Origin of the sequence: Luteitalea sp. (assembly GCF_044337415.1) — a bacterium.
Taxonomy (GTDB): Bacteria; Acidobacteriota; Vicinamibacteria; order Vicinamibacterales; family Vicinamibacteraceae; genus Luteitalea.
In genome coordinates this window covers 1-18,155 of sequence record NZ_JBIINP010000077.1, presented here as the reverse complement: position 1 = coordinate 18,155, position 18,155 = coordinate 1, and the positions used below count along the sequence as shown (strand labels likewise).

At 67.1% G+C, this 18,155-nt stretch carries 15 protein-coding genes; 7 read left to right on the top strand and 8 right to left on the bottom strand.

Annotated features, from left to right (window positions below; genetic code table 11):
• Nucleotides 1–60: 60 nt before the first annotated feature.
• Nucleotides 61–1,581 carry a lipopolysaccharide biosynthesis protein gene (locus tag ACIRDX_RS12770; RefSeq protein WP_396625814.1) on the top strand — a complete coding sequence of 507 codons (1,521 nt, stop codon included), beginning with the start codon at nucleotides 61–63 and terminating at the stop codon, nucleotides 1,579–1,581.
• A 10-nt stretch (nucleotides 1,582–1,591) separates the two neighbouring features.
• Here ACIRDX_RS12770 and ACIRDX_RS12765 read toward each other — a convergent pair whose 3' ends face one another.
• The 3 genes from ACIRDX_RS12765 to ACIRDX_RS12755 form a co-directional block, all read right to left on the bottom strand.
• Nucleotides 1,592–2,932 (bottom strand): hypothetical protein, encoded by a 1,341-nt coding sequence (locus ACIRDX_RS12765; RefSeq protein WP_396625813.1) that lies wholly within the window; start codon nucleotides 2,930–2,932, stop codon nucleotides 1,592–1,594.
• 28 nt (nucleotides 2,933–2,960) lie between these two features.
• Entirely contained in the window at nucleotides 2,961–3,902 is a 942-nt protein-coding gene (locus tag ACIRDX_RS12760) for a hypothetical protein (protein WP_396625812.1), read from the bottom strand.
• A 250-nt stretch (nucleotides 3,903–4,152) separates the two neighbouring features.
• Nucleotides 4,153–5,469: an O-antigen ligase family protein gene (locus tag ACIRDX_RS12755; protein ID WP_396625811.1), complete on the bottom strand. Its 1,317-nt coding sequence runs from the start codon at nucleotides 5,467–5,469 to the stop codon at nucleotides 4,153–4,155.
• Nucleotides 5,470–5,763: 294 nt separating this feature from the next.
• Between ACIRDX_RS12755 and ACIRDX_RS12750 the strand changes: the two genes are divergently transcribed.
• The 5 genes from ACIRDX_RS12750 (at nucleotide 5,764) to cysN (ending at nucleotide 11,999) form a co-directional block, all read left to right on the top strand.
• Nucleotides 5,764–7,101 (top strand): nucleotide sugar dehydrogenase, encoded by a 1,338-nt coding sequence (locus tag ACIRDX_RS12750; RefSeq protein WP_396625810.1) that lies wholly within the window; start codon nucleotides 5,764–5,766, stop codon nucleotides 7,099–7,101.
• Complete coding sequence (locus tag ACIRDX_RS12745) at nucleotides 7,098–8,087, top strand: sulfotransferase (protein ID WP_396625809.1); 990 nt, start codon at nucleotides 7,098–7,100, stop codon at nucleotides 8,085–8,087. The genes ACIRDX_RS12750 and ACIRDX_RS12745 overlap by 4 nt, the downstream gene beginning before the upstream one ends.
• Nucleotides 8,088–8,174: 87 nt before the next feature.
• Entirely contained in the window at nucleotides 8,175–9,164 is a 990-nt protein-coding gene (locus ACIRDX_RS12740; protein WP_396625808.1) for a glycosyltransferase, read from the top strand.
• A gap of 28 nt (nucleotides 9,165–9,192) precedes the next feature.
• A complete protein-coding gene (gene cysD, locus ACIRDX_RS12735) occupies nucleotides 9,193–10,095 on the top strand; it encodes a sulfate adenylyltransferase subunit CysD (protein ID WP_396625807.1) in 903 nt (300 codons plus the stop codon).
• Entirely contained in the window at nucleotides 10,095–11,999 is a 1,905-nt protein-coding gene (gene cysN / locus ACIRDX_RS12730) for a sulfate adenylyltransferase subunit CysN (protein WP_396625806.1), read from the top strand. The genes cysD and cysN overlap by 1 nt, the downstream gene beginning before the upstream one ends.
• A gap of 92 nt (nucleotides 12,000–12,091) precedes the next feature.
• On the opposite strand, the gene ACIRDX_RS12725 is transcribed toward cysN, so the two are convergent.
• The 4 genes from ACIRDX_RS12725 to ACIRDX_RS12710 form a co-directional block, all read right to left on the bottom strand.
• Nucleotides 12,092–13,045 (bottom strand): sulfotransferase family protein, encoded by a 954-nt coding sequence (locus ACIRDX_RS12725; protein ID WP_396625805.1) that lies wholly within the window; start codon nucleotides 13,043–13,045, stop codon nucleotides 12,092–12,094.
• A 165-nt stretch (nucleotides 13,046–13,210) separates the two neighbouring features.
• Nucleotides 13,211–14,194 (bottom strand): sulfotransferase family protein, encoded by a 984-nt coding sequence (locus tag ACIRDX_RS12720; protein ID WP_396625804.1) that lies wholly within the window; start codon nucleotides 14,192–14,194, stop codon nucleotides 13,211–13,213.
• Between the two features lie 102 nt (nucleotides 14,195–14,296).
• Nucleotides 14,297–15,043 carry a sulfotransferase domain-containing protein gene (locus ACIRDX_RS12715; RefSeq protein ID WP_396625803.1) on the bottom strand — a complete coding sequence of 249 codons (747 nt, stop codon included), beginning with the start codon at nucleotides 15,041–15,043 and terminating at the stop codon, nucleotides 14,297–14,299.
• Nucleotides 15,044–15,643: 600 nt separating this feature from the next.
• Nucleotides 15,644–16,363, bottom strand: a complete 720-nt coding sequence (locus tag ACIRDX_RS12710; RefSeq protein WP_396625802.1) for a sulfotransferase family 2 domain-containing protein — start codon at nucleotides 16,361–16,363, stop codon at nucleotides 15,644–15,646.
• Between the two features lie 268 nt (nucleotides 16,364–16,631).
• Here ACIRDX_RS12710 and ACIRDX_RS12705 point away from each other — a divergent pair, with 268 nt between their 5' ends.
• Nucleotides 16,632–16,973, top strand: a complete 342-nt coding sequence (locus ACIRDX_RS12705; protein WP_396625801.1) for a hypothetical protein — start codon at nucleotides 16,632–16,634, stop codon at nucleotides 16,971–16,973.
• A 3-nt stretch (nucleotides 16,974–16,976) separates the two neighbouring features.
• On the opposite strand, the gene ACIRDX_RS12700 is transcribed toward ACIRDX_RS12705, so the two are convergent.
• Nucleotides 16,977–18,095, bottom strand: a complete 1,119-nt coding sequence (locus tag ACIRDX_RS12700) for a glycosyltransferase family 4 protein (RefSeq protein WP_396625800.1) — start codon at nucleotides 18,093–18,095, stop codon at nucleotides 16,977–16,979.
• Between the last annotated feature and the right edge of the window lie 60 nt (nucleotides 18,096–18,155).

Below are 18,155 nucleotides of genomic sequence, written 5' to 3'. Positions count from 1 at the left end.
GGACAGTATCGCTGAACCGACCGCGCCATTCGAGAGCCACCGACAGCGGAAGGCGCCTTTGTGACGGTTCCCGGGAGCAAGAAGGGGGCATCCTACGCCAAGACGGCGAGGCGTGGCGCCAAGTGGTCGGCGATTCGTCAGGGTGGGCACGAGCTGATCGCCATCCCCATGTCGATGATCATGGCGCGCCTGCTGACTCCGAATGACTTCGGTGTGACGGTCGCCTCGACCTTCTTCATCCAGCTGGCGTCACGGCTCAGTCAGTTCGGCTTCAACGCGGCATTGGTGAGGCTCAAGGATCTTCGCCCCGAGCACACGTCGTCTGTCTTCGTCGTGAGTGCCGTGCTCGCGGTCACGAACTATGTCGTGTTGTTCGCGGCGGCGCCGTGGATTGGTGCGGCCTTTGGGAGCGAATCTGCTGGCCAGTTGGTTCGTGTCTCCGCCCTCGCCTTCTTGGCCAGTCCGTTCGGTAGCGTTGCGAGTGCTCTTCTCGTGCGCGGCATGCACTTCCAGTACCAAACCCTCTCCGACTGGACCGATACGCTGGTGGGCGCCCTGGTGACCATCACGCTGGCGTTCCGGGGTTGGGGGTACTGGAGCATTCCCGCGGGCAATCTGGCGGCGACGGCGCTTCGAGTCTGCCTGCAGATGTACCTGGCTGGATGGGTACCCTCAATAGCGTTCTCCCGGTCCGCGATGCGAGAGGTCCTGTCGTATGGCCTCGGGATCCAGACCAAGCGCGTGTTCGAGTACGCGACCCAGAACCTCGACAACGTCATCGTCGGGCGCTATGCGGACCTGACGGCGCTCGGGTTCTACGACAAGGCGTTCAGCACCATGAACCGCGTCGTGAACCGACTCACGCTGGGCCAGGCTCCGTTCCGCATCTTCGCCGTCATTCACGAGGACCGCGACAGGTTCAGGCGCGCCTACACTCGACTCATTCTGAGTGTGACCATGATCGCCTTTCCGCTCCTGATGTCATGCATCGTGGTGGCCCGTCCGCTCTTCGATGTCTTGTATGGTTCTCAGTGGGCCACATCGGTGATGCCGTTCCAGGTTCTTTGTCTCGGCGGCATGTTCAAGATCGTCAACAACTACGGGTCACAAGCCAATGAAGCTGCTGGCGCCGTGTGGCATCAGGCCAGGCGTCAAGCCATTGGCAGCGTCCTGGTGCTGGTTGGCGCCGCTCTTGGCACCTACCTCATGGGTATCCTCGGCGCGGCGATTGGCGTGACGTTTGCGATGCTGCTGTTGACGGTCGCCATGCAGGACCTGGTCCGGCGCTCCACCGATCTGACGTGGGGGCAGTTGGTGGCGCCCCTCGGTCCGGGCCTCATCTGTGGTGCGGTGGCCTGCGTGGTGTTGTGGGCGACCGGCGCCGCGCTCGACGCGCAGTGGCCGACGGTCGCGTCCTGGCACCGGCTCGGCGTGCAGGGCGTGTTCGGGCTGATCAGCTACGCGGGCGTCGTGCTGCTTCTGCCCCATCCCCTGTGGCGCGAGATCGTGCACGAGACGGCTGCCGACGTCCTGCCGGCCCGCCTCGCGCGGGTGGTCCACCGCCTCGGGGGCCACGCGTAACTCCCGGTGCTCAGGGCGACTGCGGTGGCCCGAGGCGCAGGTTCCGAGGGGGAAACGGGCGGGGTAGTTGTTGGGCCGATCCGGGGCGCAGCAGGACGCTGCCAAGGTCTTCCGGCGGGTCCTTCAGGATCACGATGTTCCTCACGTAGGCCACGAGGTCCCGAAAGTCCGTCGCGCGTTCGGGAGGAATGATGGCGGTCGAGGTGTTGAACTCCACCCAGAGCCTGTCGATGCGCCCATTCCGCACACTGACCGGGAGCTTGCGGTAGATCTGCACCGGCGCCTCGACCTCGTCGGCCATCCACGCATCCATGAGGTCGTAGTCGTTGGCGCGCTGTTCGATGCGAACCCACCAGCGCGTCCAACGGTTCGGATGAAGCAGGAAGAAGTCCGACGCGTTCGGCATGAGCAATTCGTTGTCGGTCACGCCTGGTCCCAGCTGATTGCCATTGGACATCGACCAGAGCGCAGGCCCGCCGACGGCGTTGTAGGAGCGCATTCGACCGGTGACGCCGATGTGGATGGCGGGGTTGAATCGAGGGGGGCCGACAGGTTGGCCTGTGAACGTGACCTGGGGCTCCAGCCAGATGGCGTTTCCGGACTCGAGCTGGAAGGCCTTGTAGTTCTTGATGCCGGTGGTCAGGAAACTGTCGGTGAAGTAGGCGTCCCAGGTGAACAGCCACGTCGCGCCATCGAACGTTCCGGCAGGCACCCTGACCTGGTTGTCGAGACTGTTGCCCCCTACGATGACTTGCGATCCGGCGGGGTGGGGCATGGCCTGCGTGCCGTACGCACCTCTGGCGCTCAGGCGCAGCGTGCCCGTGGCTCGGTCGAGCGGCGCCGTTGCGGTTGCCGTGATGACGATTTCGTTGTTGATCTTGAGTTGGCGACCACGCACGTTGTAGGAAGTGCTGACCCTGGTGACGTCGCCTGCCTTGTCGCTCAGGTTGAGCTCCAGACTGGAGGGCGTAATCGCTTGAACGAGAGGGTCGCCCGTGCCAGGGGTAAACGCCGGCACCACGACCTTCGCCGCGTCCTGCGCCCTCGGGTCAGGGTCGGTGTTGGGTGCGTACGACACCGAGACGTTCGTGCTGCCTTCGACGTAGCCGCCCTCCCGCTGGATCTTCAAGTGCGCAGCCTCGCGGAGACTGTACGACTTCCAGTGATCGGCCCGCGCGACAAGGGCCTCGAAGTAAGCGTGCGGCGGCTGAACCTGCCGCGCGGGGACGCTCACGGTCGCCAGTCCCACCGCCGCGATGACTGCCAGCAGCCGGGGGGCCACCCGTGGGGATGACTTGTCGCGCAAGGTCGAGGGCAGTGTTCGGCAGCGGCACGTATCGGTGGTGAACATGGTGGGTGTGGGTCAGAGGAAGATCGACCTACTTGGGAGGGACGAGGGGGATACGGGGCGTCGCCGGGCCGGGCAAGGGGCGCTCCAGGACTGGCGTCATGTCATCCAGGGGCTTGAGGACCACGACATTCCGGACATAGCTGATCAGGGCCCCCCGCCCCGGTTTGGTGGCCGCCTTCGACGTGTTGTACTCCAGCCAGAATCGCTGCCACCCATCGTCGCGTGGACGGATCGCTTCGCGCTCGTAGAGGCACACCGCACGGCGTCGTTCATCGGCCAGCCAGAGGGAGAACTCCCACCAGCCGTCTCCTGATGGGCGGGGACGCAACAGTACCCAGTACCGCGTCCATGTGTTCGGCGCGATGCCGAACAGGGTCTTCATGCCACCAAGCGTATCTTTGCCGAAGCGGAGTTCACCGAGGCGTCCCCCCCGCCGCTCCGAGGGGCCATAGGCGCGAACATCAACGAGGGCCACCTCGCCAGGACGACCCGCGGCGCGGCGGAACAGCGACCGCACCTCGGTCCAGATTCGTCCGCCCGACTCCAATTGGAACGCCTTGTACGCGGCGATGCCAGAGCGGTCGAAGGCGAAGTCCTCGTCCCACCACGCGTCCCAGGTGAGCAAGAAGCCACTGGTGCTCCGCGGCAGGGGAAGCCGCACCTGCGGGCTCAGACTGTTGCGCGTCGAGGGAATCACGAGCCGGGCCGCGTCCTGGGAGCGGGGATGCGCGTCCTGCTGTGGAGCATAGGCGACGTCAGGGGACGCGCTCCTGCCCTTGACCCAGCCGCTGCCAGGAGTGAGCTCCTTGGGGTCCCGCAGACTATAGGAAACCAAGTGCTCAGGGCGCTTGATCAGATTCTCGTAGTAGCTGTGAGGCCCCTGGCGGGTCTGGCCCGAGACGGGGCTCATCACCAGGAGTCCGAGCGCCGCGATCAGCGGCCCAGCCGCGCGCAAGACGTGCGTTGCCATGTCATCCTGCTTGGGCCTGACACGAGGGCCAGGCTCCCTTGGGAAGATGCAAACAAGGTGCCGTATGGGATTGCCTCAAGTCCGCGGCAATACGCATGCGCCGTGTCGAGTCTTCGACGCTCGCGATGACGATTGTGCTCACCGCTGACTGTAGTTGCATCCGGCGGGCGCCTGGCGCTCTCGGCCCTGCTGGGCAGTCTCCGCCCGCGATGCAGCGGCAGCCCCCCTGATGGTCAGCCGCGCCGGAGGCTCAAGAACCGGCGGCCTGCGGATGGGGAAGTGGGGCGGCCCCTGCCCCGTTCGAGATTGGGCCACCGTACAGGTCGGCATACCGCACCAGGAGCGCGGCCACCCAGTAGCACCACTCGTTGCCAAGGAATGTCCCGAACATCGAGTGCACGAGGAGTGACACCCCGGCGACGACGACACAGATACCGACGAGGGCCGCATCCGGGTCTCCGGCGGCGCGCCCCCACGCCGCGGCCCGGTATGCGCCGAACAGGGCCGACCCGAGCAGGGTCAGCTGGAGTGCCAGTCCCTGAATGCCCCAGCTGGTGGCCTCCGCAAGGTATCCGTTGTGAAGCGAACGCTCCTCGTCGATGCCGGCCAGTTCCCGCAGGTATCGGCCGCCGACGGCGAACTTGAAGGCGCCGCCCCCGGCGCCCAGAGGGTAGTCCTGCAGCATGGCGAAGCCGGCCTGCCAGAACTGCAGCCGGCTGGCTGCCGACTGGTCGCGTTCTTCCGAGCCGGCGAACGTGCTCGTGAAGCGTTCGAGAATTCTGGGGTCACCCAGCATCAGATACAGCACGACCACGCCGAGGCCGAGGGTCTGCAGAGCGCGCTTGCGGGTTCGGCCCCGAGCCAGCAAAGGGAACGCGCCCGCCGCTGCGAACAGGCCCAGGAAGGCGCCTCGCGAGTTGCACAGCAGGATGACGTTGAGAGTCAAGGGCGCACTCACCACGGCCACCAGCTTCTGCCACGCTGGCGAAGCGACCAGCAACCCGCCAACCAAGGGCAGCACGACGAGCATCAGGTTCGCCAGGCTGTTGGCTGTGTTCGCCCCGGGAGCACCCACCCCCTCCAGCCGTCCGGCCTTGAACGCGCCACGCTGATTCACCATGATCTCGAATCCGATGTACGCCGTGCCGAGCGCCATGGCGGTGATCACCATGCGGAAGTCCCGGCGGTCGCGAATCGCCATCGTCATCAGCACGAAGAGCAGCAGGAATTTCAGAAGCTCGGCGTACACGCGCAGGCTCGAGTTGGGCTGGACGGCGAGAAAGAAGTGCACAAACGTCGCGTTCACCGCCATGGCCACCGCTGCCCAGTGGGCCGGTGCGATTCGCCTGTTCTCAGAGGCCCCCGAATGCAGGCTGGACGAGACGAAGAGGACGCCCCCTGCAATCAAGGCATAGCGGAGGTCGGGAAGGTCTCGCCCCCACCACCAGAACTCGGGGGCCGCAAAGAATGTCAGGAAGTAGAGTGCCACGGCCCAGGAGGGGCGCGATATCGAGAGCGCCGTGAGCGCCAGGGCAAGCGCTGACCACAACGTCGCTGTCGCATTCATCGCAGGGCTCCAGAGGGTTCAGCGTCAACCATGACGAGTGTAGGGAGCGCGGCTGGGGCCATCGGTCCGCGACAGTGTAGCAGCCCCATCGTGGCGCCGCGCTAAAGCCCGGGGCCGCGGTGTCGATGACCGACGGAGAGAGGGAGTCGGACCAGTCGCGCTGCTGCCGTCGACCCGCGATCTCGTGTCACAATCGAGGTGCCGGCGGCGACCTCGGGCTCTGCCGCGCGGCGGGACGAACCGGTCTGGACGGTCTGCCCCGCGAGTGCGCCGGCAACCAATCTCGGAGTGTGCATGAACATTGCCATTTTCGGCCTCGGCTACGTCGGATCGGTGTCGGCCGCCTGCTTGGCGGCGGCAGGCCACCGCGTTGTCGGAGTGGATCTCGATCCGAACAAGCTGTCCTTGCTGCGCAGTGGCCGAGCGCCGGTCAGTGAACCGGGGCTCGACGCGCTGCTGGGACGCATGATCGGCGAGGGCCGCGTGTCGGTCACCGACGATGCAACGGCCGCCGTGCGTGCCTCCGACCTGTCGCTCGTGTGTGTGGCGACGCCGAGTCGCGCCAACGGCAGCCTGGACACGACGTATCTCGAGCGGGTGATGGCCCAGATCGGGGAGGCGCTGGCCGGACAGGATGCCTACCATGTGGTGGCCGTGCGCAGCACCGTGCTGCCGGGGGTCGTCGAAGGCCATCTCGTGCCCATCCTGAGGCAGGCGAGCGGTCGTCGCGTCCCCGAGGACATCGGGGTGTGCGTCAACCCGGAGTTCCTGCGCGAAGGCAGCGCGCTCGCCGACTTCGAGCAGCCGCCGTTCACGATCGTCGGCGAGACGCATCCGCGGGCCGGCGACGTGCTGACCCAGGTCTATGGGCACCTGGGCGCCCCTGTCCATCGGGTGCGCCCTGACGAGGCCTCGATGGTCAAGTACGCGAGCAACAACTACCACGCCATCAAGGTGGCCTTCGCCAACGAAATCGGGGCGGTCTGCTCGCAACTCGGTGCCGACGGTCACGAAGTGATGCGCATCTTCTGCGAGGACCGCGACCTGAACATCTCGTCGAAGTACCTCCGGCCGGGATTCGGGTTCGGGGGGTCGTGCCTGCCGAAGGACTTGCGGGCCCTGGTGTACGTCGCCAAGGATCGCGACCTGCACACGCCCCTCCTCGACAGCGTGATCCCGAGCAACGACGCGCACATCAAGCGGGTGGTCGACGTCGTGCTGGAGAGGCGCAAGCGGAAGGTCGCGCTGCTGGGCCTCAGCTTCAAGAGCGGCAGTGACGACCTGCGTGAGAGCCCGTTCGTCCGGCTGGCAGAGGCGCTCATCGGCAAGGGCGTCCCGTTGCGCATCTTCGATCCTGACGTCGAACTCGACTCGGTGTTCGGCCGCAACCGCGTCTACGTCGAGGAGCACCTGCCACATGTGGCGCAACTTGCGGCCGGAAGTGTCGACGACGCCACGGCAGACGCCGAAGTGGTGGTGGTGTGCAAGCGTGTGACCGACGTGGCGACGTTGCTGCGCGTAACCGGCGGGAACCGCATCGTGATCGATCTGGTGGGGATACCGGAACTGGTCGGTGCCGTCCGCCCGTGGGCCTCGCGAGACGCCAGCCTGGTGCAGGCGTCACGGGCATGAGGGCAGAACCCGGCACTGCGGCCCCGCACGGCGTGGATCCGTCAGGCTTTGCGGCCTACTTCGCGCAGGCGCGCCTCGAACCGATCTACGTGATCCTCGGTGTGCAGGGTTCTGGCACCAACCTGTTGCGCCGGTTGTTGGACACGGCGTTCAATTTCTCGGTGGTGCAGGACCAGTCCGTGGTGTTCAACGTGGCGCTCGCGCTCGGGAACACTCCCACACCCCACGCCATCGCGCGTGCCTACGACGGGCTGCTTTCGCGGATGCTGCCGTCGGCCATCGAGCGCAAGGCGTTGCGGCGCGTGAAGACGAACGGGTCGTTCGACGGCGTCGAGCGCGCGTTCGACCCCTCGGTGATCAAGACAGGCGAGGATCTGGCGCGGTTCGTGTACGCCTATAGTGGCTACTCGCGCCAGTCGCGGTACCTCGCCATCAAGTCGGACGACTTGTGGGAGACCATCGCCGACATCGACGCGGTGCTGCCCAACCGGCGCATCATCCTGCTGACGCGCGACTTCCGTGACAACCTGCTCTCGATCACCAACAAGGACTTCGGGCCGAAAGACCCGCTTGTGGCAGCGGCGTACGTCAAGGAGCGCTTCCGTCACTACGATGCGGAGTTCCAGCGGATGCCGGCGGACCGGCGCCTTCACGTGACGTTCGAGGAACTCCTGGACGCACCGGAAGCCTTCGTGTCGCGGTTCTGGGGGCACTTCGGCCTGGGCCAGCCAGGGGAACCGCCGCCGTCCATCGAGACCGGGATCATCCGTCGCAACAACAAGCGGAAGTGGGCGGTTCTGGCCCCACGCCGACTGGAAGCCGTGGAATCGGTGCTGCGTGAGGAACTCGTCCGCTACGGGTATCGGCTCGACACGGCGGCGAGTCCGGCGCCCAGTTCCGGCGAGTGGTTCGCCGCGCGCGTCAGGGACACGGTACAGCGCGTACCGCAGAAGATCCGCAAGTACGCGACACGCCTGGCCAAGTAGGGGCGTTCACTTGAGAGCGAGCACCCCACCCGTGGCACCGTCGGCATGACTGACGCAAACGGTACACAACGCCCAGACGCGGGCCTGTTGCCCCGTGTCACCTACATCTCGTGGGCCGAGTCCTGCAGTCGGAGCGACCACACGGCCCGTGAACTCGGCGGTCGGTCGTTCATGGTGTACCGACCGGAGTACGGGAGTCGCGCGTCGACGATCGTGCTGAAGTACCTGGGGCAATGGCGCGAGACCGCCTCGGTGCTGCGTCGGGAGCGGCCCGAGGCGGTATTCGTGATGACGCCGCCGCTGTTCGCCTCGCTCCCGGCCTTCCTGTACGCGTGGCGGCGCGGCGCCCGGGTGGTGCTCGATGCCCATTCGGCCGCGTTCCTGCACCCGCGCTGGCGACACTTCCAGCGGTTGCAACGCTGGCTCTGCCGCCGGTCGGCGACGACGCTGGTGCACAACGCGCACATGGCGGACCTGGTCCGGGCTGCCGGCGCGCACGCGACGCTGGTGCCGGACGTGCCCGTGATCTATCCGGCCGTCGAGCCATTCGCGCGGCCAGAAGCGTTCACGGTCGTGGCTGTCTGCTCGTTCAACTACGACGAGCCGATTGCCGCGATGTTGCAGGCGGCGGCCCTGGTGCCTGATGTGCGGTTCTTCATGACCGGCAACCCGAAGCACCTGTCGGCGGAGCTGAAGGCGGCGATGCCGCCCAACGTCTCGCTGACCGGGTTCGTCTCGACGGAGGCCTTCGGGGGGCTGCTCGCGGGCGCCGATGTCGTCATGACCCTGACCACGCGAGACCATACGATGTTGCGAGGGGCGTACGAGGCGGTCTATCAGGGCACGCCGGTGATCGTCTCCGACTGGCCGATCCTGCGGGAGTTCTTCGCCGAGGGCGCACGTCACGTCGACAACACCCCGGAGGCCATCGCCGCGGCGATCGGTGAGGTGCAGGGCAATCTGGCGGCGTTTCGCGACGGCGCGCAGCGGTTGCGCGCACGCAAACTCGAGGCCTGGGCGAGCACCCGCCAGGCGATCCTGGATCGGCTGGGCGTCCGGGCCGATCACGGCAGGTAACCACTACGAAGGCGGACGCATACCTCTCATGTCCACGCTCACGCACCTGCAGCGGCTCGAAGCCGAAAGCATCCACATCATGCGGGAGGTCGTCGCCGAGGCCGAGAACCCGGTGATGCTCTACTCGGTTGGCAAGGACAGCGCCGCCATGCTCCACGTGGCGATGAAGGCCTTCTACCCGGCCCCGCCGCCGTTCCCACTCCTCCACGTCGACACCAAGTGGAAGTTCAGGGAGATGATTCGCTTCCGCGACGAGCACACCGCCAACCTCGGCTGCAAGCTCCTCGTACACACCAACCAGGAGGGGCTCGCCAAGGGAATCAATCCCTTCGCGTCGGGCTCACAGGTCCACACCGACGTCATGAAGACGCAGGCCCTGCGCCAGGCGCTCGACATGTACAAGTTCGACGTGGCCCTCGGTGGCGCTCGCCGCGACGAGGAGAAGTCGCGGGCCAAGGAGCGCGTGTTCTCGTTCCGGTCGGCGCAACACCGCTGGGATCCCAAGCGCCAGCGCCCCGAACTGTGGCGCCTCTACAACGCCCGCAAGCAGAAGGGCGAAAGCGTGCGTGTGTTCCCGATGTCGAACTGGACGGAACTCGACATCTGGCAGTACATCCACCTGGAGAACATCCCGCTCCCGGACCTGTACTTCTCGAAGGAACGCCCCGTGGTCGATCGCGACGGCACGCTCATCATGGTCGACGACGACCGCATGCCGCTCCACCCGGGTGAGGTCCCGATGATGAAGAAGGTGCGCTTCCGCACCCTCGGCTGCTACCCGCTCACCGGCGGCATCGAGAGCGAGGCGGCGACGCTCCCCGAGATCATCCAGGAGATGCTCCTCACCACCACCTCGGAGCGCCAGGGGCGCGTCATCGACCACGACTCGGCCGCCTCCATGGAGAAGAAGAAGCAGGAGGGCTACTTCTGATGGCCCACAAATCCGATCTCATCGCGCAGGACATCGACGCCTACCTGCTGGCCCACCAGCACAAGAGCCTGCTGCGCTTCATCACCTGCGGCAGCGTCGACGACGGCAAGAGCACCCTCATTGGCCGCCTCCTGTACGACTCGCAGATGATCTTCGAGGACCAGCTCGCCGCCGTCGAGCGCGACTCCAAGAAGGTCGGCACCCAGGGCGATCGCATCGACCTGGCGCTGCTGGTCGATGGCCTGGCCGCCGAGCGCGAGCAGGGCATCACGATCGACGTCGCGTACCGGTTCTTCTCGACCGACCGGCGCAAGTTCATCGTCGCCGACACGCCGGGGCACGAGCAGTACACGCGCAACATGGTCACCGGCGCCTCGACGGCGTCGCTGGCGGTGATCCTGATCGACGCGCGCAAGGGCGTGCTCACGCAGACGCGCCGTCACAGCTACATCACGTCGCTGCTCGGCATCCGCGAAGTGGTGCTGGCCGTCAACAAGATGGACGCCGTGGGCTACGACCAGGGCGTGTTCGAGGCCATCGTCGCCGAGTACCTCGAGTTCTCGAAGCAGCTCGGGTTCCGGCAGATCGTGCCGATCCCGCTGTCGGCGCTCGAGGGCGACAACATCACGGAACTGTCGCCGAACATGCCGTGGTACACCGGCCCCGCCCTGATGCCGCACCTCGAGACCGTGGAGGTCGAGGAGGATCTGCAGAAGGCGGCGTTCCGCCTGCCGGTCCAGTGGGTGAACCGTCCCAACCAGGACTTCCGCGGCTTCACGGGCCAGATTGCCTCCGGCGTCGTGAAGCCGGGCGACGTCCTGCGCGCGCTGCCGTCCGGGCGCCAGAGCACCGTCACGCGCATCGTCACGCACGACGGCGATCTTCCGGAAGCGGTCGCGGGGCAGTCCATCACGATCACGCTCGCCGACGAGATCGACGTCAGCCGCGGGGACGTGCTCGCGGCGGCCGATGCGCCGCCCGCGGTGGCCGACCAGTTCCAGGTGACGCTGATCTGGATGCACGAGGAGCCGATGCTCCCCGGGCGTCCCTACCTGATGAAGATCGGGTCGAGCACCGTGACCGGCACCATCACGGAGCTGAAGCACAAGGTCAACGTCAACACGCTGATCCACGAGCCGGGCAAGCAGCTCGAGCTCAACGAGATCGCGGTGTGCAACCTGAGCACCGACCGGCCGATTGCCTTCGACCCGTACGCGGACAATCGCGACACGGGCGGGTTCGTGTTCATCGACAAGCTGAACAACGACACCGTGGGCGCCGGCCTGATGCACTTCGCGCTGCGCCGCGCGGAGAACGTGCACTGGCAGGCACTCGAGATCACGCGCGATTCGCGTGCAGCGCTGAAGGGGCAGAAGGCCTGCGTCGTGTGGTTCACCGGCCTCTCGGGCGCCGGCAAGTCGACGATTGCCAACCTGGTGGAGAAGCGGCTGCACGCCATCGGCAAGCACACGATCATGCTCGACGGCGACAACGTGCGCCACGGGCTGAATCGCGATCTCGGCTTCACCGACACCGACCGCGTCGAGAACATCCGGCGCGTCGCCGAGGTGTCGCGCCTGATGACCGATGCGGGCCTCATCGTGCTCGTCTCGTTCATCTCGCCCTTCCGCTCGGAACGGCAGTTGGCGCGCGACCGGATGGCCGATGGCGAGTTCCTCGAGGTGTACGTCAACACACCGATCGAGGTGGCCGAGCAGCGTGATCCGAAGGGGTTGTACAAGAAGGCGCGGGCGGGGCAGATCGCGCACTTCACCGGCATCGACTCGCCGTACGAGGCCCCCGAGGACGCCGAGATCGTCATCGACGGCGCCGGGCTCAGCGCGGAGGCGGCCGCCGAGGCGATCGTCGCCGAGCTGGCGGCGCGCGGGCGTCTGCACGGCTGAACAACGGCAACGGCGCGGTCATCGACCGCGCCGTTGTTGTCACTGGGTTGAGACGGCGCGGCAGGACGCCGCGCCGTTCGCACATTTGCTGACTACTGGCCTCCGGTCGGCTGGGTCTGTGCGGCAGAGGAGACCCTCGGGAGCCGCTTGGCGCCGAACGGCGCGGCCAGGAGGAGGCGAGCGATGGCTGTCGCCCTCAGGCGGAGCCGATACGCCGTGTCCCTGAGGGCATCACGACGGGTCAGGCGCACGGTGCGCCCATGCAACCTCCACGACCAGCGCTCGATGGCGCCGATCCTGCGCGCGTATCCCTGCAGGGCGAGCGGGTAACCAGCCGCGGTGAGGGAGTGGGCGGCCACGCCTTCGAACCGCTCGAGTTCGCGTGGGTGCATGACGTACTGGAACTTGCGGCCATTGCCCGGCCGGACGTCGGCCGGCAGGCCCGCGCGCATCGCGGCGACGATTGTCTCGTCGACGTCGACGCCGAGGAACGCGCCGAGGTCACGCAACGTCTCCAGGGGGCGCGTGGTCAGGTCCTCGTACCGCACCTCGTGGAACTGCCCGGGCGCCAGCCTCGCGGCGAAGGCGCGGATGGTCTGCTGGGTGCGGCCCCAGTCCTGCGCACACTCGCAGACGTTCTGCGGGCCGAAGGTGGTCTGGGGGATCGACAACGCCACATCGCGGCCGTCGCGCACGGCGTGGACGAACTGCGCATCCGGGAACGATGCCGCCAGGCGGGCGAGGTCCTGGATGCCCGGCGGTATCTGGTCATCCCACAGCGCCAGGTTGTGGTGTGACGCCAGTTGGCCACCCAGGACTTCGTGGACTTCACGAGGGTGTCGTCCGCGAAGGGACGCGACGGCCACCTCCGGGTCGTGCCTCACGCCCTGATTGGGCTCGGGTCGCGAGAACGAGCGCTCGGCTCCGGAGTTCGCCAGGAGATATTGGCGCATGAGTCGACACACGAGGCGGGTGCCGGAGCGCGCGTAGCCGATCACGAACACGGGAGCGGCGTGACGGTGCGTAGTGCGCAGATGGTGCAACATCGGGTTCCTCACTGCTGTCCCCAGCGTAGGCCCCGGGCGCGACACCGGCGTGATGGTCGTGCGACGACGGCGTGGCGATCGCCGCGCAGCCGGGTCGGTGACTCCGTCCTCTGCTGCTGCGGCTTCACTCTCTCGTTGGTCGGCTCGAGCGGGTGCTCCCGCGCTTCACCTTGGCGCGCGTTGAATCAGCAACCGCAGCTTGTAGAGGTTGTCCTGCCAGTAGCCTCGATTGGTGAGGCGCGTGAGGCGACCGCGCGCGCGCCAGTATGCACGGGCTGCGACGCCGGGCACCGGGGCAGCTCCCTCGTGCACCAACGCGTACCCATAGCGGGCCAGCCATGAGCCCGCCACGCCCTCGAACCTGGCGATCTCACCGGCTGGCAGGGCCCGCCGCCACTTCTCGGAGTTGTTCGACTTGATCTCGGCCGTCACGTGCGCCCGGATGTACGAGGCGACGCGTCCGTCCGCGTCGTCGATGCCGAGAAACCGTCCAAGCCGTTCGAGCGTGGCAGAGGGGTCCTTCGTCAGGTCCTCGTACCGCACCTCCAGGAACTGATCCGGCGGAAGCTGCCGCGTGAAGGCATCGATCGACGCCAGCGCGTTGGCCCAATCCTCGGCACATTCGCAGGCGTTCTTGGGCCCGAAGCCCGTGAGGCGTATGGACAAGCTCACGTCGCGACCGTCTCGCACCATGTGGACGAACTGCGCGTCGGGGAACAGCTGACGCAGAACCCCGAGGTCGTCGTTGTACTGGGGAGTCTTGTCGCCCCAGCGGTCCATGCCGTTGTGGGCGGCCAGTTGGCCAAAGATCGCGTCGAGCACGCCAGCGTAGGTTCGCGTGCGGACCGCCCCGGCCGCGCGAACCGGATCGAACACGAATCCCCAATTGCGGCCGGACCGGACGAAGAACCGCTCGCGGGAGATGTCGCTGATCAACCGGTGCACGTTGGCGTCGTCACCGAGGTCGCCGTAGCGGTCCAGGGCACGGTGGTACCGGATGATGAACTGGCTTTCCGTTCCGAAGCTCACCTTGAGGTATCGCCGCATGAGCCTGCAAATGATGCTCGTGCCCGACCGGGGATACCCGATCACGAATACGGGACTCCGGCGGGTATGTGTCGCCTGGAGTTCGGGAATGACATCGGACATGGCTCAAGAGTCGGAGGGACCCGCGGGTCGCGTGCTGCTGCGGCCTGCGGTCGCTGGTGCCAATGGTACCCGAAGGGCAGCGGGTCTCGGGATCGGCACGCCTCAGCGGTACGGCGCCGTCCACGCGTCGTCGTGCTCGTAGCCAAGCGAGACGAGGAGCTGGGGCAGGTCTGGCATCTCGTCGAGCAGGGCCCGGATGCGTGACTCGTGTCGGGGGCTCTGCCACTTCGTCAGGCTCGACAGATCGAACGCGCGGACGCCGTTCAGGGCCTTGGTTTCGAAGTCGCCGGGTATGTTGCCGAGGAACTCCTCGAAGGCCACGTCAGGCTCGTGTCCGATGTACGTCGAGAACGCTCGCTCGACTGCACCCGGCGAGCGGATCAGGTCGGCGTACTCGACGACCAATGGTGCGTACGTGCGGCGGACGTACTCGAAATGGGCGTACCACTCGCGCCAGTTGGCCGACGACATGACGTACCCGTCCGGACCTCGGGTCACGTTCGCAGCAGCACGGCCGCTGTACCGTGACGTCAGGACGGCTCGAGGATCGCGTGTCGTCAGCACCAACCTAGGCTTGGCGGGAAGTCCGTCGTAGAACTCCATGATGTCGTCGACCTGGAACAGATCCGACGGCTTCTTGGTGATCATGATCGGGCTGGTCCGCTTCAGCTCGCGCTCGGCGTTGAATGCCGACCTCTCCCTCCGATAGGACTTGGCTGATGGGTAGCACGTCTCGACAATCAGTTGCAGCAGCGTGGAGCCGGACCGCGGAAATCCGCACATCACGACGTGCGTCCGGAGCGGCTGGACACCAGGAACCAGGCCGGAATCCAGAAGCCGGAGGGCCATGCGGCGCAACCATCGTCTGGCCGCTGCGCCCTGCTTTGGCGGGCGGAAGGTGATGAAGCTCGGCGGCGCCGGGCGACCCGTTGCAGACTGCCCGGCTGACTTGGCGCTCACGTGCGGGCCCCGGTGTGGCCGGGTTGGGTTGCCGCCGTGGGGCGGGTCTGGCGCCGGGGCCCGTTCAGCATGCCGAGGTCGCAGCGGAATGGGGTCGGGAGGCCACGGGTGAGTCGGCCTCGTCGGCCGCGACCAGAGGGCAACGAGGGAACTCGACGGACTTGGCGTGGAGAGTTGTCTTGGTCAGGGCGATCTCTAGGCTCGGGCCGACGACTGCTCGAAAGTCTGGAGCACCTGCCGTGGGACTTCGGAAAGGCCGTGAAGTTCGCTTCGGGGCGGGCGTAGGGATCCATCGGACCGGTCGACATCAGCAACAACAAGGGCGAGCTCACATGAGCTGGTCGTCAAGGCTACCATACTGCGACATGCTGGGCAGCAGGGCTGGCTCGCCGGATTCGACACGGGGAGATCGTTCGCGGCCGTGACGACACGCCGCTGGCGGACGGTCGCCCGGCGTCGACAGCAATCGCCGTCGGAACACCGGCGTCCTCACTGGTCGGTCGACGAAGGAGGGAGCTCCTGCGTCCGGTCGCACCAGCGGTAGCCGAACTCGGCAATCTCCCGCGCGCACACGAGCTCGATGCGCGCGCGCGCGTCGGCATCGAGCAACGAGCTGTAGTGCGCACGACTCTCGCGATGGCCGGCCTTCGCCCGTGGCAAGGCGATCTCGGGCAGGCCCAGTCGCGTCGCCACCGTCGACAAGTCTTCGGCGAGCCGCTCGTACCTGACCACGAAGTCCACGGCAACCCGGTCGTCGATGGCGTAGATGCGCCAGTTCGAGAGGTGCGACTCCCGCGTGGTCCTCAGGAATTCCGAGAGGGGCGGCCGAGGCGGTTGGGTGCTCCAGTAGTAGCGGCTGATCGCCTTGTCGAACGGGTCCCGCTCGATCGAGAACTTGAAGTACGACGTCCAGACGGCATGACCGACATACCGGCGAATCGTCTCTGCGGTGGTGTGGTTGCGATACTCTCTGCGGCCGTTCCCGGCGATCAGGTGCCACCAGTCCGCTCCGCGGTAGGCGCCGAAGGGGACCAGGAAGTTCTGGGCGGGGCGTCCGCCCATCTCACGGCGTGCGGCCTCATCGGCGGGCGCGACGGGGGTGATGACGTCGTCCGGGCCGCAGATTCGAGAAAGGGCCAACTCGACACTGGTGCCGGCCGTCTTGGTGGTCTTGACGAAGATGAACCGGTGCTTGTGGCTGATGATCATCGCGGTCGCCCCATCGAGTGCCTGTCGTCAGCGCGCAAGCTGAAGCGAAGGCGATCGGACGGGCTTGGCAAGAGTGTCGAGGGAACAGGCACGGAATGCCCTGCGTCTGGTCGGGATTCGATCACGCGGCACATCGCCTCATCGATCCCGACAGGGCGTCCTTTGCGCGCGAACGTCCGGATTGAGATCGACACGGGAGTGTACCAGAGCTTGCCGTGGCAGCGGATGGCGGCGGCCCTCGTTCATCGGGTAGCGGGCGCTCGAGACAATGGCGGGGCACGCGCGAGCCCAGGGCGCGGAGATCGTGCTGCTGCTGGTGCCCTCGTCGGACGACCCCGAGGTGCTCATCGAGCAGTTCGGGCGGGCGCGCCGCCTCGTCAAGGAACTCGGCCTGCCGCACGTGGACGTGCTCGACACCTTCGCGTATCTCGCCGAAGTCGAGAGCGTGCGGATCAGCGATGCCGACCGCCACCCCAACGCGGCGGGGCACAAACTGCTGTTCGAGCGCATCTGGACGCAACTCCAGGCGAACCCGGAAGTGCTGGAGCGGCTGCTCGGGAGGAAGGGGCAGGCAACGGCTGATGTCGCAACAGGCGGTCGAAGCCGGTGACGCTCATCGGGCCGAGATCGCGATGACCTGTTCCGCGATCGCCCGCCAGTTTCCTCGGCCGATGACGTAGGCACGGGCGGCGGTGCCCAACTGTTCGCGCAGCAGCGGGGCGGCGGCCAATTGCGCGAGGGCTCCCGCCAGCGCCTCGGCGCTGCCGGCGTCGAAGAGCATGCCGTTGGTGCCCGGCGTGACCACGTCGCGCAGGTTGGGCAGGTCGGGGGCGACGACAGCCTTGCCCGCGGCCATGTACTCCAGCAGCTTCATGGGCGACGCGACGGCGGTGCGTTCATCAGCGACCACGCCGATGTCCATGGCGGCGACGTAGCCGGGCAAGGCGTTGCGGTCCACCCGGCCAGTCACGAACACGCGATCGGCCACGCCGCGCTCACGCGCCTGGCACTCCACCTGCACGCGCAGGGGGCCGTCGCCGACCAGCAGCAAACGGGCGCGCTCGGGCAACCGGGTGAAGGCGTCCACCAGGAGGTCCAGCCCGTGCCACTCGCGCAGGCCGCCCGTCCAGCCGACGACCAGCGTGTCGGGCCCGGTCCATGGGCCAACGACGGGCTGGACACGGGCGGGGGCGAAGGCATCGGCGTCGGCGCCGTTGGGGATGGTCAGGCAGGGGCGGCCGGAGAGCGCCTCGACCTGCGCCGCCATCGGCGACGAGACGGCATACACCACCGTCGCCGCTCGGAGCGCGGTACGTTCGAGGCGTTCGGCAATCGGGTGAAGAGCCTGAGGTTCGAAGTCGCGGTACGGACGCGCGGAGTAGACCGCGTTGACCTCGAGGACCACAGGCACACCGGCCCGTCGCGCCGCGAGCACGGGCCCAACGTCGTATCGCGCGTGTCGCTTGTACACGAGGTCTGGCTGCCACGCGGCGATCTCGCGACGCATGGCCAGGTACTCGGGGCCGTTGAGGGCGACCGAGGCGGCTTCGAAGACCAGTCCCGGCAACCAGGCCTTCACGCGCGCGGCGCGCGTGGAGGACGCCGGCCCCGCGGCCGCAGGGCCGAGCACGCGCACCTCATGACCGAGCGCGCGGAACGCCCGCACCATCTCGGCGATGTGGATGCCCTCCGCGCCATCGCCCAGCGTCCGATGGTGGTAGAGGATGCGCATCAGGGGCGCATCCGGGCGGCAGTCGGCAGTTGGCGGTCGGCAGTCACGTCAGCGGGTGAG

Bases quoted from the DNA above. Each gene is read 5' to 3' on its own strand.
- ACIRDX_RS12705 (WP_396625801.1), top strand. From the start codon at position 16,632: ATGGCGGGGCACGCGCGAGCCCAGGGCGCGGAGATCGTGCTGCTGCTG.
- ACIRDX_RS12700 (WP_396625800.1), bottom strand. From the start codon at position 18,095: ATGCGCATCCTCTACCACCATCGGACGCTGGGCGATGGCGCGGAGGGC.
- ACIRDX_RS12760 (WP_396625812.1), bottom strand. From the start codon at position 3,902: ATGGCAACGCACGTCTTGCGCGCGGCTGGGCCGCTGATCGCGGCGCTC.
- cysN (WP_396625806.1), top strand. From the start codon at position 10,095: ATGGCCCACAAATCCGATCTCATCGCGCAGGACATCGACGCCTACCTG.
- ACIRDX_RS12750 (WP_396625810.1), top strand. From the start codon at position 5,764: ATGAACATTGCCATTTTCGGCCTCGGCTACGTCGGATCGGTGTCGGCC.
- ACIRDX_RS12745 (WP_396625809.1), top strand. From the start codon at position 7,098: ATGAGGGCAGAACCCGGCACTGCGGCCCCGCACGGCGTGGATCCGTCA.
- cysD (WP_396625807.1), top strand. From the start codon at position 9,193: ATGTCCACGCTCACGCACCTGCAGCGGCTCGAAGCCGAAAGCATCCAC.
- ACIRDX_RS12715 (WP_396625803.1), bottom strand. From the start codon at position 15,043: ATGGCCCTCCGGCTTCTGGATTCCGGCCTGGTTCCTGGTGTCCAGCCG.
- ACIRDX_RS12725 (WP_396625805.1), bottom strand. From the start codon at position 13,045: ATGTTGCACCATCTGCGCACTACGCACCGTCACGCCGCTCCCGTGTTC.
- ACIRDX_RS12710 (WP_396625802.1), bottom strand. From the start codon at position 16,363: ATGATCATCAGCCACAAGCACCGGTTCATCTTCGTCAAGACCACCAAG.
- ACIRDX_RS12765 (WP_396625813.1), bottom strand. From the start codon at position 2,932: ATGTTCACCACCGATACGTGCCGCTGCCGAACACTGCCCTCGACCTTG.
- ACIRDX_RS12720 (WP_396625804.1), bottom strand. From the start codon at position 14,194: ATGTCCGATGTCATTCCCGAACTCCAGGCGACACATACCCGCCGGAGT.
- ACIRDX_RS12755 (WP_396625811.1), bottom strand. From the start codon at position 5,469: ATGAATGCGACAGCGACGTTGTGGTCAGCGCTTGCCCTGGCGCTCACG.